This window comes from Aerococcus urinae, from assembly GCF_001543175.1.
GTDB classification, from domain to species: domain Bacteria; phylum Bacillota; class Bacilli; order Lactobacillales; family Aerococcaceae; genus Aerococcus; species Aerococcus urinae.
The window spans coordinates 512,640-528,471 of the sequence record NZ_CP014161.1 but is presented as its reverse complement, the minus strand read 5'-3'; the positions used below and the strand labels follow the sequence as shown (position 1 = coordinate 528,471).

Annotated in this window: 12 protein-coding genes; 3 read left to right on the top strand and 9 right to left on the bottom strand. The window is 42.0% G+C overall.

Annotated features, from left to right (window positions below; translation table 11 throughout):
- Positions 1-98: 98 nt before the first annotated feature.
- From AWM73_RS02335 to AWM73_RS02325, 3 genes are all read right to left on the bottom strand, one after another.
- The gene (locus AWM73_RS02335) at positions 99-1,445 is read right to left on the bottom strand and encodes a dihydrolipoyl dehydrogenase family protein (protein ID WP_060777914.1); all 1,347 of its coding nucleotides are present in this window, start codon (positions 1,443-1,445) and stop codon (positions 99-101) included.
- 277 nt (positions 1,446-1,722) lie between these two features.
- Positions 1,723-2,943, bottom strand: a complete 1,221-nt coding sequence (locus AWM73_RS02330; RefSeq protein WP_060777913.1) for an MFS transporter — start codon at positions 2,941-2,943, stop codon at positions 1,723-1,725.
- Between the two features lie 82 nt (positions 2,944-3,025).
- Positions 3,026-3,958, bottom strand: a complete 933-nt coding sequence (locus AWM73_RS02325; protein ID WP_060777912.1) for an NAD(P)H-dependent flavin oxidoreductase — start codon at positions 3,956-3,958, stop codon at positions 3,026-3,028.
- Positions 3,959-4,223: 265 nt separating this feature from the next.
- Here AWM73_RS02325 and AWM73_RS02320 point away from each other — a divergent pair, with 265 nt between their 5' ends.
- The 3 genes from AWM73_RS02320 to AWM73_RS02310 all read left to right on the top strand — a co-directional run bounded on the left by AWM73_RS02320 (position 4,224) and on the right by AWM73_RS02310 (position 7,531).
- The gene (locus AWM73_RS02320) at positions 4,224-5,153 is read left to right on the top strand and encodes a LysR family transcriptional regulator (protein ID WP_060777911.1); all 930 of its coding nucleotides are present in this window, start codon (positions 4,224-4,226) and stop codon (positions 5,151-5,153) included.
- 167 nt (positions 5,154-5,320) lie between these two features.
- Positions 5,321-6,532 (top strand): CaiB/BaiF CoA transferase family protein, encoded by a 1,212-nt coding sequence (locus tag AWM73_RS02315; RefSeq protein ID WP_060777910.1) that lies wholly within the window; start codon positions 5,321-5,323, stop codon positions 6,530-6,532.
- Between the two features lie 33 nt (positions 6,533-6,565).
- On the top strand, positions 6,566-7,531 hold the full coding sequence (locus tag AWM73_RS02310) for an enoyl-CoA hydratase/isomerase family protein (protein WP_060777909.1): 966 nt from the start codon (positions 6,566-6,568) through the stop codon (positions 7,529-7,531).
- Between the two features lie 246 nt (positions 7,532-7,777).
- Here the strand turns inward: AWM73_RS02310 and buk are convergent, their stop codons facing one another.
- The 6 genes from buk to AWM73_RS02280 all read right to left on the bottom strand — a co-directional run bounded on the left by buk (position 7,778) and on the right by AWM73_RS02280 (position 15,482).
- Positions 7,778-8,842 carry a butyrate kinase gene (gene buk / locus AWM73_RS02305; RefSeq protein ID WP_060777908.1) on the bottom strand — a complete coding sequence of 355 codons (1,065 nt, stop codon included), beginning with the start codon at positions 8,840-8,842 and terminating at the stop codon, positions 7,778-7,780.
- Between the two features lie 3 nt (positions 8,843-8,845).
- Positions 8,846-9,736: a phosphate acyltransferase gene (locus tag AWM73_RS02300; protein WP_060777907.1), complete on the bottom strand. Its 891-nt coding sequence runs from the start codon at positions 9,734-9,736 to the stop codon at positions 8,846-8,848.
- 12 nt (positions 9,737-9,748) lie between these two features.
- Positions 9,749-11,092 carry an aldehyde dehydrogenase family protein gene (locus AWM73_RS02295; protein ID WP_060777906.1) on the bottom strand — a complete coding sequence of 448 codons (1,344 nt, stop codon included), beginning with the start codon at positions 11,090-11,092 and terminating at the stop codon, positions 9,749-9,751.
- Positions 11,093-11,115: 23 nt separating this feature from the next.
- Positions 11,116-11,862, bottom strand: a complete 747-nt coding sequence (locus AWM73_RS02290; protein WP_060777905.1) for an SDR family oxidoreductase — start codon at positions 11,860-11,862, stop codon at positions 11,116-11,118.
- A 229-nt stretch (positions 11,863-12,091) separates the two neighbouring features.
- Positions 12,092-12,970, bottom strand: a complete 879-nt coding sequence (locus tag AWM73_RS02285) for a LysR family transcriptional regulator (RefSeq protein ID WP_060777904.1) — start codon at positions 12,968-12,970, stop codon at positions 12,092-12,094.
- A 208-nt stretch (positions 12,971-13,178) separates the two neighbouring features.
- On the bottom strand, positions 13,179-15,482 hold the full coding sequence (locus tag AWM73_RS02280; RefSeq protein ID WP_060777903.1) for a CAMP factor family pore-forming toxin: 2,304 nt from the start codon (positions 15,480-15,482) through the stop codon (positions 13,179-13,181).
- Positions 15,483-15,832: the final 350 nt, after the last annotated feature.

The window sequence follows — 15,832 nt, the reverse complement described above, 5'->3', positions numbered from 1 at the left end:
TCTTTAAACTGGGCTTGTCCGGAGCTTTGTCTTTGCTCTTGTTGTTGTTCTTGTGTTTTCACCATAATGAATTCCTCCTATTGTCTCTGTTTAACTCATTAATATTTTCTTACCAATGCTTTAGCGACATCTCCAATAGTTTCCGATAAGGTAGGGTGGGCAAAGACCATTTGGGCTAATTCATCAATCGTGCCTTCACATTGATAAACTGCTAAGAGAATATGCATGATTTCACTGGCTCCATGGCCAACTACCAAGCCCCCTAAAATCTGCCCATATTGTTTTTCACTAATTATATTGACAAAGCCTTCACTCTCATCCAGAGCAGCGGCTGCCCCATTCATCATGAAAGGAATCTGATGACTAATCACATCATAGCCAGCTTCTTGGGCTTGGTCTTCATGCATACCAAAACTTTCAACATCAACGTCAACCGCCATCTTACGAGGCACAGCATTAAAATCAAGGGGATATTCAGCCTGTCCTAGGATTGCCTTGACTGCCTTGATACCTTCATGGCTAGCAGCATGGGCAAATGGCCATCCACCGATTAAGTCCCCAACACCATAGATTCCTGGAGAGCTGGATTGATAGCTTTCATCAACTGCTAAATAAGTGCCTTTTTTATCCAATTCAAGTCCCATATCCTTTACCATGGTCAAATCTGGACGCCGGCTAATCATTAAGAGAAGCTGGTCAAAGCCAATCTCTTGACCATCACTCAGATGGACCTGGTCCGGACTAAGATGGTCAATGGTTACTCCTTCAATCACTTCTACAGAAAGTTTTTTGAATAGCTTTTTGACATAGTCTTGTACCTCTTTGACTTGGTTTGGAATAATGGTTGCCTTTTCCTCAATCAGACTTACCTTGACACCCAAGGCAGCCATAGCAAAGGCAAATTCCACCCCATGCTCGCTGGCCCCAACAATCACTAAACGCTCAGGTAAATCTTCCATGTGGAAAAAGCTTTCATGGGTCAAATAATCTACCCCTTCAATTCCAGGAATTGTTGGTTCTAAAACCCGACTTCCAGTTGCCAATAAAACATTTTTGGCACTAAGGGTCTGATCATTAACCTTAAAGGTCTTATCTTTGACAAAGACTGCTTCACCTTCGATAAAATCAATCCCATTGCTTTTAAAGATCTGTAAGATTCCTTGCTGGTTTTGCTGGACGACTTGATCTTTCCGTGTCTTTAAGACTTTAAAATCAATGTCATCACTGACTTGAGCTAATCCATATTTGGCCAGTTGCTTACTTTGTAAGGCCCAGCGGCCATTTTGAACATAGCTTTGAATGGGAATACAACCTGAATTTAAACAAGTCCCCCCTACCGGACCTTTGTCAACGACAGCCGTTTTCAGCCCTGACTTTGCTGCTTCTTCTGCAGCAATATAGCCTCCCGGGCCTGAACCAATGACTAATAAATCATAATCTGCCAAGAAAATCACTCCTTCCAACCATAAATGTAATCGCTTTCATTAATGATAACACATTCTTTTTTAATTGCCAGAAAATTCATACATCATTTTGAATTTTATTGTGAAATTTATCCAATATATATTATTATTAGAAAAATTTCATACAAATCTTTATTAACTCTCAGCCCGATCACGCAAAAAGAGCTGGCTCCTCGTCCAGCTCACATGTAAAAATTTTTATTTCTAATAAAGACTTGCTCTTTACTCTAGCTGTCAAGAACTAGCATTAACTTTTCCTTTATGCCTTGTTTTGGCCAGACTTCAAGCGATCAGCAAGAAAGAGACAAAGAATGGAAACAACAGCTAAAATGATTGATAAGATAATCGCTAAGCGGTAAGAGCCGCTGAAATCATAGAGGTAACCATACATAGAAACAGCCACGGCCGCTCCGGCATTAGCAATAAAGTTCACTGAAGGATAGACCTTATCAAATAACTTTAATGAGAAAATATGCTTGGTCACCAAGGCCAAGCCAACCGCTGAAATAGAATAGACTGCCCCATAGAGGAAACTTCCCAATAATGAGATTTCTGCCACTCTAAAGGTCATAATGACAATAAGGCCGAGAACCATGGTTGCTAGCATAGTGTAGACCGACACCATCGCACCCTTGGCATCAGAAATAAAACCAATAATGATTTTAAAAATAATATTCCCTAACATTCCTGCAGATACCATTAATGCCGCCATAGTTGGTAAGTAACCGTACTCTTCGCCAATAGCAGGGAAGTGTTGGGCTAAACCGGTTAAAGCTGTGATCAATAAACTAGCTACAATCAACAAGACAAAGGTCGGTTGGGTATAGGAGAAGGCTTCTTCCCCACTATCGTCTCCTGTTTCATCCGCATCAGCTGCCTCTTCTTGATAGCCATAAGGTAGTTTATTTTCATCACGGGGATCAAAGGCAAAAGGATAGATAATAGCTGGTAAGGCTAAGAGAACAAATAAAAGTGCTTGAACCAGATAGGTTTGTCGCCAGCCAATACTTTGGATCAGTTGGGTTAACATCGGGGCAAAAATCGCACCAGCTACGCCTGAAAATGCAAAAACCACACTTGAAACCGTCCCATGCTTAGCCTTATACCAATTATTAATCAATAATTGTAAGGGAACAATCCCGTAAAAGGCAGCAAAAACGCCACGGGTAAAGGCTAGAATATAGAATTGCCACATGGAATTCGAAAACCCCATAGCCATGGTGGACAAGGCCGTCACTAATGAAGCTACGATCAAGACTTTCTTAAAGGAAAACCTTTTTAAAACGCCCGGAACCGCAAAAGCCGCAAAGGCCGTTCCAAAACTAATCAGGGTCGCGTGGATTGCAAAGGTCCCAGTCAGAACATTTAAATCTTTGGAAACCGGCCCTAAGAAGACACCAACCGAATTGATATTTAAACCGACAGCCCCAGCTACTGTAAAGGCCATTATAATTGTTAGAATAAGATATTTACCTTTCATACCATCTCCTCTTTCTATCATCTAATAGATAACAAAAGCTGGAGTGATGGGGATACTCCAGCTTTTATCACTTCTTAAGTTATTAAAGAATACTTAGTGATGAAATTACTTGGTCAGCTTCTTCAACCATGCTGTCAAGAATTTCTTTTACTGGACGAACTTCTTCAACGACACCAGCAATTTGGCCAATGGTCACTGTACCATTTTCAGTATCTCCCTTAGCCCCTTTAACTAATAGTTCTAGACTAACAGGTTCAAAATCTTCACGGCCACCGCCATTATCGATAATTTCTTGCAGGTGGTCAGAGCCTTTGGTTTGTAGTAAACGAATTGGAGAACCAATTTCACGGGCCATTTCAAAGGTTGAATTTTCTTGAGCAGAAACAGTTGCTTCCTTATAACTATCAGCGATTGGTGCTTCTTCACTAGCCACTAAAACTGTACCTAATTGCGCCCCAGATGCCCCTAAAGCGAAGGCAGCAGCCAGGCCATGACCATCAGCAACTCCCCCAGCAGTCACCACAGGGATCTTAACTGCCTTAGAAACAGCGCGGGTTAGGGTCATGGTTGCCACTGTCCCGATATGTCCACCGGCTTCGTTTCCTTCACAGACCACGGCATCGACACCGGCTGCTTCCATTTTTGCGGCTTGTCTAGCTGTCGCTACAACTGGAATTACCTTACAGCCTGCTTGGTGCAAGGGTTCGATCACTGGCTTAGGATTTCCAGCACCCGTTGTTACGACCGGAACTTTTTCTTCGGCAATAACTTCGATCATATCAGCAATATTTGGTGACATTAACATCAAGTTAACCCCAAATGGTTTATCAGTTAGTTCTCGAGTTTTTCTAATTTCTTCATGGAGGGTTTCTTTATCCATACCCGCTGAAGCAATTATCCCTAAACCACCTGCTTCTGAAACAGCGGCTACCAATTGGTGATAAGCCACGCCCCCCATAGCACCTTGTAGAATAGGGTATTTGGTTCCGATAACTTCTAATAATGGATTTGACATAGTAAGGATCTCCTTTGCATAATATTTTTTTGATAAAATGAAAGCAATAACAAGTCTTAACAGAATCCTAACCATATGGGCAATGGTCTATAAATAGAAAAGTTGGAGGCAGCTTGTCTTATTGATCTTTTTTCGTAAAATATAAGAAAGCGCTTTAACTTTTGCTACACCTTCATCCTACTGTATTGCTCACTCTTTCACCAGTTGATAAAATGCAAAACAGCCTTGCAATAAATACAAGACCTATTCAAAGGAGTATAGAATCATGAAAATGTCATCCATCAACCTCCAGCACCTCTACTATTTTATCGTTGCTGCTAGACATCAAAATTATAGTTTAGCCGCTGAAAAACTCTTTATCACCACCTCGACGCTCAGTCGAGCTATCCAAGGTCTAGAAGAAACGACCGGTGTACCCTTATTTATTAACAATAAAGGCCGGGTCCGTTTAACTGACTATGGGACGGTTTTTTATCGCTATGCTTACCAAAGCATTCGTACCATTGAAGAAGGAATTTTTGACCTCCAATCCATGGCGGATATCCGCCACGACACCATTCATATTTCTTGTGACAGTCTCTTTTCCATTGCTAATAACATGATTCCCTCCCTATTAGCCTACTGCCAAAGAGCAGACAGCAACCTTAAGATTAACTTTGAACAACTCCCTACTAGTCAAATGATTAAAGACTTGCTGGATGAAAAATTAGATGTCGTTTTTGCCAGTGACTTTGGCTTTGATAACTACAATACGCAAATTGAAACGGAACTCCTCTTTGAAGAACGCCTAGCCTTAGCTGTGCCCGATGCTCATCCCTTAGCCAAGAAAGACCAAGTCACCCTACAAGAAACGGTCGACCTCACCTTTATTCGTACCAGTGATAACGAAAATTTCAAAAAATTGATCACTAACTTGCAATTGGCCTCTATTTCGAAGAAGACCTATCCCATTCATACTATCCACCGGGTGGTCGACGACAATACCCTAATGGCTATGGTAAGAAATGATATTGGGGTTGCCCTGGTCTCTGAAAATACCATTGCCGGAACCGTTGGTGTTAAAATCCTACCCATTGTCGACCTACCTATTAAACGTCCTATCTATATGATAAAAAAGAAAGAAAACCTCCCTTCATATAGTGTGGACGTCTTCACCCAATATGTGCGTCAATTTATCACTGAGGAATACAAATAATTTTTATCTTTTACTGATTTATCTGGCCTCTTGCATTTCCTGTAAGGGGCCTTTGCCTTTTTTGAAATACAATTTCGTGATTTTCTTCACTATAATAGGAGTTGAAAGCAAAACAAGTCTTTTCACTTCCACTCATGGGCAAAACGGAAGAGAAAGGATACTATATAATGAACATTCAATTACTTGATGGCGTAAAAGTTATTGATTTTTCTACCATGGTAGCCGCTCCAACTACAGCCCGCGTAATGGCTGACTGGGGAGCAGATGTTCTCAAGGTGGAAGCCCCCTCTGGAGACCAATTAAGAGGGACCGGTGCCACCATGAACGTTACCGCTACTGAGGATGAAAACCCTATTTTTGAAACCGATAACCTCAATAAAAAAGGGATTACCCTAAACCTAAAAAGCGAAGAAGGTTATCAAATCATGATGCAATTACTTGAAGAAGCCGATGTTTTTATTTCCAATATTCGCATTCATTCCTTAGAAAAATTAGGCTTAGGCTATGAAACCCTAAAGGCCAAATTTCCTCATTTAATTTGGGGTCATTTTTCAGGTTACGGGACTAAAGGCGAAGAAGCCCATCGTCCAGGTTATGATGTCGTGGGTTATTGGGCCCGCGGTGGCTTTATGGCCAGCTTAGCACCAGTTAACCATCCCCCAATTTCTGCTCCTTCAGGGGTTGGAGATAGTGTGGCTGGTCTTTCCCTCTTAAGTGGGATTTTAGCCGCTCTACTCAAGCAAAGACAAACCGGTCAAGGGGAAGAAGTCCGTGTATCACTTTTAGGTTCTGCCATTTTCTGTAATAAGATGATGATTGTTTCTTCCCAATACGAGGACCACTATCCTAAAGACCGTATGCATCCCAATAACCCCTTCCTACAATCCTATCAAACCAAAGACGGCGAATGGATCATGCTCTGCCTCGTGCGCTATGAAAGTGAATTCCCTCGCTTCATGAAGATTATCGGTTTAGAGGAATATATCGATGATGAAAGCGTCAATACCTTGGATGCCTTCCAAAAGAATCCTAAGCAATCAGAATTTGTCAAACAAGTAGAAGCAGCTATTGGTAATATGGAAAGTCAAGATCTGATTAATAAAATGCTGGCTGAAGACTTTACCTTTGAACGGGCACAAACTTTTGATGAAATTCCAAATGATAAACAAGCCTGGGCTAATAATTACCTGGAAAATATGGAATTTGGTAAGGATGGCAAACGTGTGGCCATGCCTGCTTCGCCAGTCCAATTCTCAGATGATAAAAAAATACCATTTAACCATGCGCCCCGCTTAGGAGAACACAATCAGGAAATATTAACCGACCTGGGTTACAGTGAAGAAGACATCCAGTCACTAAAAGAAAAAGGCGTTATTTAGTTCAAAGCGTATAAAATAGAAAGGGAAATGATTATGTCTGACTATGTAGTAACTTCGATTAAAGATGGTATTATGACAATTTTGGTCAATCGTCCCGAAGTCCTCAACGCGATTGATACCCAAGTGGTGAATATGATTGGGGACGCCATCACAAGTGGTGAAGAAAATGATGAAGTAGAAGGCATGCTTCTAAGAGGTGCCGGTGATAAGGCCTTTATTGCTGGGGGAGACATCGCTTGGTTCTTAGACAATATTCGTGCGAAGAACTGGGCCGCCTTTGAAGAAAATATGAAAGGCCACAAAGTAATCCGTGGCAAAATGGAACAATGTAAGAAACCATTAATCGCAGTAGTTGACGGCTGGGCCCTGGGCGGCGGTTGTGAACTGGCCTTAGCCAGTCGGGCCATGATTGTCACTGACAAAGCCAAATTTGGCCTTCCTGAATCTACTTTAGGAATTATCCCAGGCTACGGTGGCATGCTGCGATTAAACCACCAATTAGGCAAGGAAATGGCTAAATTCTTCGCTATGACTGGGACCATCTTCGGACCTGATGACACCGAAAAATTAGGCTTATCCCATGCCCGAGCAAATACAGAAGAAGAAATTTATGTGGCAGCTAAAGAATTAATTAATAATATGCCTGACAAATACCGGGAACGTGAAATTCCTGAAGACTACCATGACCAATTAGTGGCCTTCAGTGATGAAAATATTATGAAGACCATTTACGGGGAACCGGTAGAAGGTATCGATAACTCTAAATTCGTTGAAAAGATCCACGAACGCTCTCCTTCATCCATTTTCACTGCCAACCGGGTTATCGATGAACAAAGCGGTAAAAGCATTGATGAAGGGATTCAAATTGAAATTGATGCCATCTTGAAACTTTTCCAATCTGAACAAGCCGAATATGGTATTGCAGCCTTCGTTAATAAAGAAAAAACCGACTACTATAACGATTATTGGAAGGAAATTCTTGAAAAAGGACGCCAATAAAAAGATTATTATATAAACTAGCCTTCATAAAATAGATACACCTAGATAAAGAGCTTTCTACCACAGGGTAGGGAGCTTTTTCTTTGCCTACTTTTAAGAGTTCTACATATTTAGTAAGGAAGATAGGCTAGCTTACAGGCGCTATAATCTCTCCTTGTCACCTAAGCATTCTTAGCCTCACTAAGAAATAAAATAAGGCCGGGGGTTTCCCCCAGCCTCTTTAAACCATTCATTAGTTTATTTAAATTATCCTGTGAACTCTTGCATATCTTCTTGACCCAAGAGCACTCGTTCTGCCCCTTTCGATAGGGCGATCATTTCATGTTCGCCAGCTTCCACAATAACCGGGGCGATAAAGGCTACTCGGTCACTGATTGCCTCCGTTATTTTTTGGGAATGAGCGACTCCCCCGGTAAGAATAATCCGATCTACCTTTCCTTTAAGGACAGTAGCTAATGAGCCAATAGCTTTAGCAATTTGATAGACAAAGGCATCGATCACTAGTTGGTAATAAGCATTACCGTGGTCAGCCTCGGCTTGTACTTGCCGCATATCTGTATGACCTGTATACGATTTAATACCGCCCTCTTGTTTATTTAATCGGACCATTTCTTCATAAGAATAGCCCTCTATCACTTTAAAGAGTGCTAATAAAGGAAGTTCACCGGTCCGGTCCATCCCCATAGGGCCTTCATCATCAGAAATGTTATCAATCATCCGACCTTTTTGGTGGGCACTAGTTGAAATACCTCCCCCCATATGGCAAACAATCAAATTACTTGCCTCATAGCGAGTTCCCAGGTCCTGGCAAACCTTCATGGCTACCGCACGGGTATTTAAGGCATGGCTGCCACTGACTCGGTCAGCCCCCTTTAAGCCTGATAGCCGGGCCACGGGCTCAAACTGGTCAACCGCCACTGAATCATAGATCATAATCGGTACATCCTTTTGCTCATGCTCTGCCTTTAATTCATAGGCGATGATAGCAGCCAGACTGGAAGCATGGGGATTTCTGGTCTTGTGCGTCAGATAGTCCACCATCTGCTCACTAATCCGATAGGCCCCGGCATTCACTGCTGGTAGAGTCCCTCCCCGGGCTGAAATCGCATCAAGATCTGCCAGAGTCAAAGCATTTTCCTCTAAAAATTTTTCTACGCATTGTTTACGCAAGTCCTTTTGCTGAATGACTGGCCCTAGATGGGCTAAGTCTTCAGGACGATGTTGGTAATTTTCTACTGCTTGGATCTTACCATCACTATAAAGCGACACTTTAGTCGAAGTGGATCCCGGATTTATGGCTAAAATTTTCATAGGCTACCTCCAGGAAAAAAGTGCTAAAAGTAAGGCAAAAACTTTTTCATCACTGCTCGAGCCCCGAGAATTCATCACAATGGGGACTTGAGCGCCTTTGACAATCGTGGCCAAGCGTCCCTTACCCAATATGGTCAAGGCCTTGCTTAAGATATTCCCCGTGGTCATATCAGGAGAGATTAAAATATCCGCCTGTCCTGCTACTGGAGACTGGTAATCCTTGAGTTGACTAGCCTCTTGGCTGAGAGCAAGATCTAAGGAAATTGGCCCAGCAATCCTGCCCTTAAAATAAGGATCTTTGGAAAAATAATCCCTTAGGTCACGAGCATCAATAGAAGATTGAATTTTTTCGTTGACTTCTTCAGTAGCCCCTAAGACAGCAATTTTAGGCGCCTCTATTCCAATATCATTCATAACTTCAATGGCATGATTGATAATAATCTTTTTCTGGTCGAAATTGGGATTTAAATTCATTCCCCCATCAGTATTTACCAGTAACTTAGGGTATTGAGGAATATCCAGTAAGGTTACTGTTGAGAGTAAGCCACTACGCACGATCCCCTTCTCCTTGTTGACGATGGGGCGGAGAAAATGACTGGAAGGCAGTTTCCCCTTACAAAGCATCTGGATTTCCCCTTGATGAACTTTTTCCACTGCAAGCTTAGCAGCAGCAATATCATCTTTAGCATCAAACACTTGATAGTGACTCAGCTGGTAATCCTTGACTAAGAACTCAATCTTAGTCTTATCCCCCAGAAAAACGGGTTCAATATAGTCTTTTATTCTTGGGTCACTAGCGGTTTTAATACTGGAATGGTCAAGGGCATTAACAAAGCCCACCTTGACCCTGGTCTTGGGCTGAAATATTTCTAAAAGTTCTTCAAAAGATTTCATGGCAAAGCTCCTTTACCAGCCATGGTCAATTTCTCCCAGATCAATTGGATCAGAAATACGGGAAACATTAAGTAGGTGACGATAGGTCAAGTTTTCTGAAATCACGTTATTGCCCCAGGTTCCGCAACCTAAAGATACTGACGTATTCAGACCGTTTGTCGCACCACCCATGGCATTGACAACCTGGTTAACCATTAAACGTGAAATAGGTAAGTGGAGGCCAACATATTCTTCGCGCTCGCGACTATTGGTGAAGACGACAGAAGAATGCCCTGCCCCACCCTGGATAACTAAGTTTCTCTTGGCTAAGTCAACAGCTTCCTCGAAGTCATCATAGGCAGCCATAGTCATTAAGGGGAACAATTTTTCTTTAGTTAAGGCTTCCTCTTGGTCATTTTTAGTGATTTTTGCGACAACAATTTCGGCTTCTTCAGGAATCTCTACTCCCGCTACTTGGCCGATAAAGTGAGGACTCTTGCCAATTAATTCTGCTTTAAACTTACCTGACTCATCAATTAAATTGTCTCTTAGCTGGTCAACAATTGCTGAATCGGTGATAACGTGGGCCTGATGTTTTTCTAAAGCGTGAACTAAGTCAACTTCTTTATCTTTCGGATAGAATAAAATTTGTTGGCTAGTACATGGTAAGCCATTATCAAAGGCACGAGCAGCAACACTCAATTCTGCGGCTTTATCAACATCAAAGTCTTCATCCAAAATTCCCTGAGAGTTTCCAGCACCGACACCATAAGCTGGCGTCCCACTGGAATAGGCCGCATAAACCAATCCTGGTCCCCCGGTGGCCACAATTAAATCAGTATGGGCCATTAAGTCCTGGGTTGCTTCATTGGATGGTGATTCATAGTAAACCAATAGGTCCTTAGGTGCTCCTACTTCTGCTAAGGCATCCCGCATAACTTCAATGGTTTTAGCGGTACTTTTAATGGCACTTGGATGGGGAGAGAAAACCAAGGCATTCCGACCTTTGAGTGCCATCATCCCATTACCTAAAGGGGTGATGGTGGGTTGGGTAACTGGCGTCACCGAACCAATAACTCCAGCCGGATGGGCGACTTCAGTGATACCAGTTTCCTCGTCATAGTGGATAACTCCCACTGATTTTTCATCCTTGATATCTTCCCAGACATTTTTAGCAATATTTTGCACTTTTTCGGTACCGGAATCTAACCTTCCCATACCGGTTTCTTCAATGGCAAAGGCTGCTAATTCTCCGGCTTTTTGATAAACCCGCTTGGCAACATTTTCTACCATAGCATCCACTTCAGCTTGACTATAGTCTTGGATAGCCCCCATGGCTTTTCTAGCCCGTTCAATTAAGTCCTTAACATCTGACATTGTTCTTCCTCCTTATAAAATCTCTAGATAACTTGCTTGGTTGGAAATATAGTAATCTCACTGACATTAGCATCAGCTGGTGCACCAATAGCAAAGGCAATAGCCTGGGCCACCCGGTCAGCTGGAATAGCGACTTCTTCATAAACCTTCTCTAAGCCGGCCTTTATAGCTTCATCAGTAGTATGGGCAGTGAGGTTGGTATCTATATCTCCAGGATAGAGGGTAGTCGTCCGAATATTAGTCCCCTCATCAGCGGATTCGCGCCGAATGACTTCCATAAAGACTCTCACCCCCCATTTACTTGCACAATAAGCTCCTGTATCAATAAAAGGATGGAGGCCAGCAATGGAAGAAACCGTGAGAAGATGACCCACCTTTTGCTCTTTAAAGACAGGCATGGCTGCGGCGATCCCATACATAACTCCCTTTAAGTTAATATCAATCTGCCGATCCCATTCCTCGACCTTAATATCTGATAGGCGGGACAGTTGCATAATTCCGGCACAAAGGAAACTGGCATCTAAGTGGCCATATTTCTCAATACTAAAATCAACTAATTTTTGATTGGCTTCGTATGAAGTCACATCAATTTGAAAATATTGACTATCTCCCCCTTTGGCATTAATGGCTTGAGAGACTTCCTGGGCACGGTTGGCATCTAAATCTGCCACAATGACCTTGGCCCCTTTTTCCGCCAGCAAATAAGCAGTAGCTTGACCAATTCCGCTAGCCGCACCAGTAACAATCACTACCTTGCCTTGAATATTCATAGTATTCTCCTATCTTATGTTGTTAGCGCTTTCATTTCTTTAGCTAAAGGACTCGTCATAAAGATATCTTTACTGCAGTTTACCAAGAAAGATCGATAAATAATAATACATATTTTGCATTTATTAATAACTTTAATTTATATAAAGAGGAGATTAATTTAAACCAGTAAAAAATCCCCCAAGTCTATAAGTATGACTTGGAGGAGATATTTGAGTGCTATATATTCTGTTAGGCAAAGTCGCGGAGGTAATCCCTAGAAAAATCGAACAAGACTTTAGCGGCTTGGGAGAAATAATGGTCTTTCTTATAGACCAGGCTGATCGTCCGCTGGATGGAATAATCGGCAACCCTAAGCGGGATTATCTTTTCTTGACTGGATAAGAGGGAAATTTTAGGGGTAAAAGAAATCCCATAACCGGCTTCGACCAATTTATGGATCGCAGCGGCATCTTCTAATTCGATCTGATAATCAGGGGTAAAGCCGGCCTGTTGACAGAAACCATCCGTTAACTCCCGAAAACTATAACCCTGACTCGAACCAACAAATTTTTCCGCCTTTAAATCGCTTAAGAAAACCTGCTTAGCCTGGGCCAAGGGGTGTTTCCGACTCACTGTGACAAAGATTTCTTCACTGATTATAGGGAGGGTCTCGACTTGGTCATGGTTAATCTCATGGGTAGCTATCCAAAAATCCAATTGGTCCTTTAACAATTTTTCGAGCATCAAGCCACTCGCTGCTTCATACTGCTTGACCCGAACCTTGGGATAATCGTGGAGAAAGTCACTCAATAAGTTAGGGAAGACATGGGGAAGGGTAACGCCAATGATAATTTCACCATGTTCTAAACCGGAAATTTCCCTAACCACCCGCTTGCCTTCACTTAAGGCGCTAAAAGAATGGTCCAAGTAAGTTAAAAAAGTCTCCCCATAGTGGTTTAAATGAATACTACGGCCTTGACGAATAAATAAATCGACCCCTAAGTCTTCTTCTAACTGTTTAATAGCCCGGCTAATGGCTGGTTGAGATACATTTAATTCTTCTGCGGCACTGGTCATATTGCCTATCTCAGCCACCGCTTTAAAATATTTCAAAGCATAGTAGTTCATTTTACCACCTCTTCATTGATTGTCCTTATTATTTCAATTCCTCATCCAATTTTCAAGGGCTAGCCAGCAAGCTTTCTTGGATCAACTATCCGTACAAAAAATGCCATACCATATTGCGGTATGACATTGTTAATTAAAATTCACATCAATACAATTTAGCCTAAAAGCAAATCGCTTGGGACAAAATTCCTAATCATAAGCTTAGATATTAAGCCAATTCAGCACGGGCAGTAGCGAGGGCTTGACGAAGGGCATTAGCTGCTTCATCAACTTCTGCATTGCTTGCTTTCAAGTTGAGGCGAGTTCCTACAGCCTTGGTGATTACTTGATTTAGATGATTGTAGGCATTGAAAGAAACCTTGCCCAGTAATTCGCTATCGCGGATGCTCCGAACTTCACCGATCAAGTCACGGAGTTCAAGTTTTCTTTCTTTAGAAGCACGGGCATTCAAGGTCGCTTGTGCAATTTCACGGGCTTCACCTAATTGAGCCTTAATTTCTTCCATTGCAGCTTGAACATCGACTGTTTTAGCGTGAAGATCTAATTGTAGGCCAACAGCCTTAGTTAATGTGGCATTGAGTGCCGTGTAAACTTCAGTTGGCACATTCCCTAAGATTGACCCATCGCGTTCAAAGCGGGTGTTCCAAATGAGGTCTTTCAATTCACGTTTGAGGGCATTTGGAGCGATTTGTTGGTCAGCTGGGATACTTTCTAAGTAAGCAAGAGCATCCCCATAAGCGGCCTCAAGTTCAGCAACCGCATCGTCGATTTGATAAACGCGGGTTTCTGAATATAATTGAACCCCAACCGCACGGGTAATAGCCTGGTTTAGCTTGTGGTAAACGTCAAATGGGACTTTAGAAAGGATGTATTCGTCACGTTTGAAGCGGGTGTCCCAGATAGCCTTGTCCAATTTTTCCTTAATATAAGTTGTGGCAATGTCTTTAGGGGTGATATTCCGGTAAGCATTACCGAAGACTTCTAAGGCTTTTAATTCATTTAAACGCTTAGTCAAACGTTCTGCCGTTGAGAAAGGATCGACAACAGACATAAAGGCATGAGTAATTTCTAGACCAGCTTTAGAATGAACAATTTGTGGTTTCATCCGCCATTCACTGGTTGCTGTTTTAATTAATTCGGCACCCTTGCGCAAGACTTGAGCGCGTAAACGGATGGTATTTGGGTTATAGAAGCTGCCTGGGTGGTAACTGAGAACCATACCGTCTGCAACGCTACGACCAATATCCAAAGCCATTTGCCCTAATTTGTCTAAAACATAGTTCACAGGTGTCCCATTGAAGGTCACTTCAGAAGGAATTAATTCAGCAATGGCACCGACAACTTCTGTTGAGAGATAGACATCGTGACGAACCGCTTCGGCTTTAAGTTCAGCGATACGTTGGATCAATTCACCGATTTTAGTGAAGTTTAAGTTTACGGGTAGGATCGAATCCATGATCGCTCCGATACCAGCAGCAGGCCGTTCCCCTTTTTGTAAATTTTCTAATAGGCTAAGGATGCTATCCGTTGTTCCAGTTACTTTACCCACTAATTTTTCAAAGTCTTCGAAGCTAACAGCAGGTTTATCTTCACCAGCTGCATAGAAGGAGAAACCAGACGCCCGGCTAACACTTGGTTGGCCTTCCACAATGTGGTGAACGTCACTTTCATCTGGGCCCAATTCGCCGTAACGGATAACAAATTTAGACAATTCGACTAATAGTTCATGGTTTAATTCATTATCAACGAGCACTTCCCCTAAGGTCTTTAAAACCTCTTCGCTAGTCGCACGGTCTTCGTCTTGAACCGATACTGCAATCGCAACCGAGAGAACTTTATTGAAGCCTGCGGGATTTTCCTTAGCAAAGTTTTCTAAAGCGGCAAAGTCAATCGCTTCTTCTTCACTAGCAAGGCCTTTTCCCTGGTTGACTTGTTTATAATCATCGTCAACTTTTTCGACCTTCACTGCTTGCTTGTCTTTACCAGTAGCCTCTCCATCGACTGCTTCTGTTTCTTCTTTTTCATCTTTTTCTGCTTTCTGAGCTGTTTTATCAAGCTCTTTTTCACTATCTTCTACTGGAGTAGACTCTTCCTTATTAGTTGACCTTTCTGGACTAAGCTCTTTTGGCTCACTAACTTCTTCATGCTGACCAAGCTCTTCACTTTCCGCAGGAGAAACTTCTTCCTGATATTCTAGAGGAGCTTCAGCTGCTTTTTCAGCAAGTTCTTCCTCAAGATCTTTAATTTCTGCTTCAGGCAGAGCCGTTTCAGTTTCTGCTTCACTCTCAATTGTTTGTGATTCTTCTAATACAGCATCATGGTCTTGGCCTTGCTGTTCTGGGATAACCAATGATTGTTCTGCTGTTTGATTACTTTCAACTTGATCAATTTCAGCTGCTAATACAGCTTCTTGAGAAGCAAAAAGCATAGTCATCCCAAAAGCTATAGAAAGCGCGCCTTTGCTAACTTTGCGACTTAACAAAATGTGTAATTGAGTGGTCGATTGACTCATCTTCATTCCTCCTGTATTCACATGAAAACCAGTGATAACATCAGCAACATCTTAAGCGCTTACAAAGATGGCAAAAAGAAACAATTTATTGTTCCGTTTCACATTCCTACTTTAAAACTTTGATCCTAATTTGTCACCCTTATCAAGGAAATTAATTAGAAAATGTTTAAAAAGACTGTTAAATCAAGGATGAATTTTTTAGCAAAAAACAAAATGGTATTTATGGTGAAATGATAGAGGACTATCATTTGATTGACCAAAAAATTGCTTCATTGTGCTCCCCTGTCACCGTAGACATTAACCAAAGTGATGTCCCCTGCTACCAAGCAGACGACAAAAAAGAACTGGGA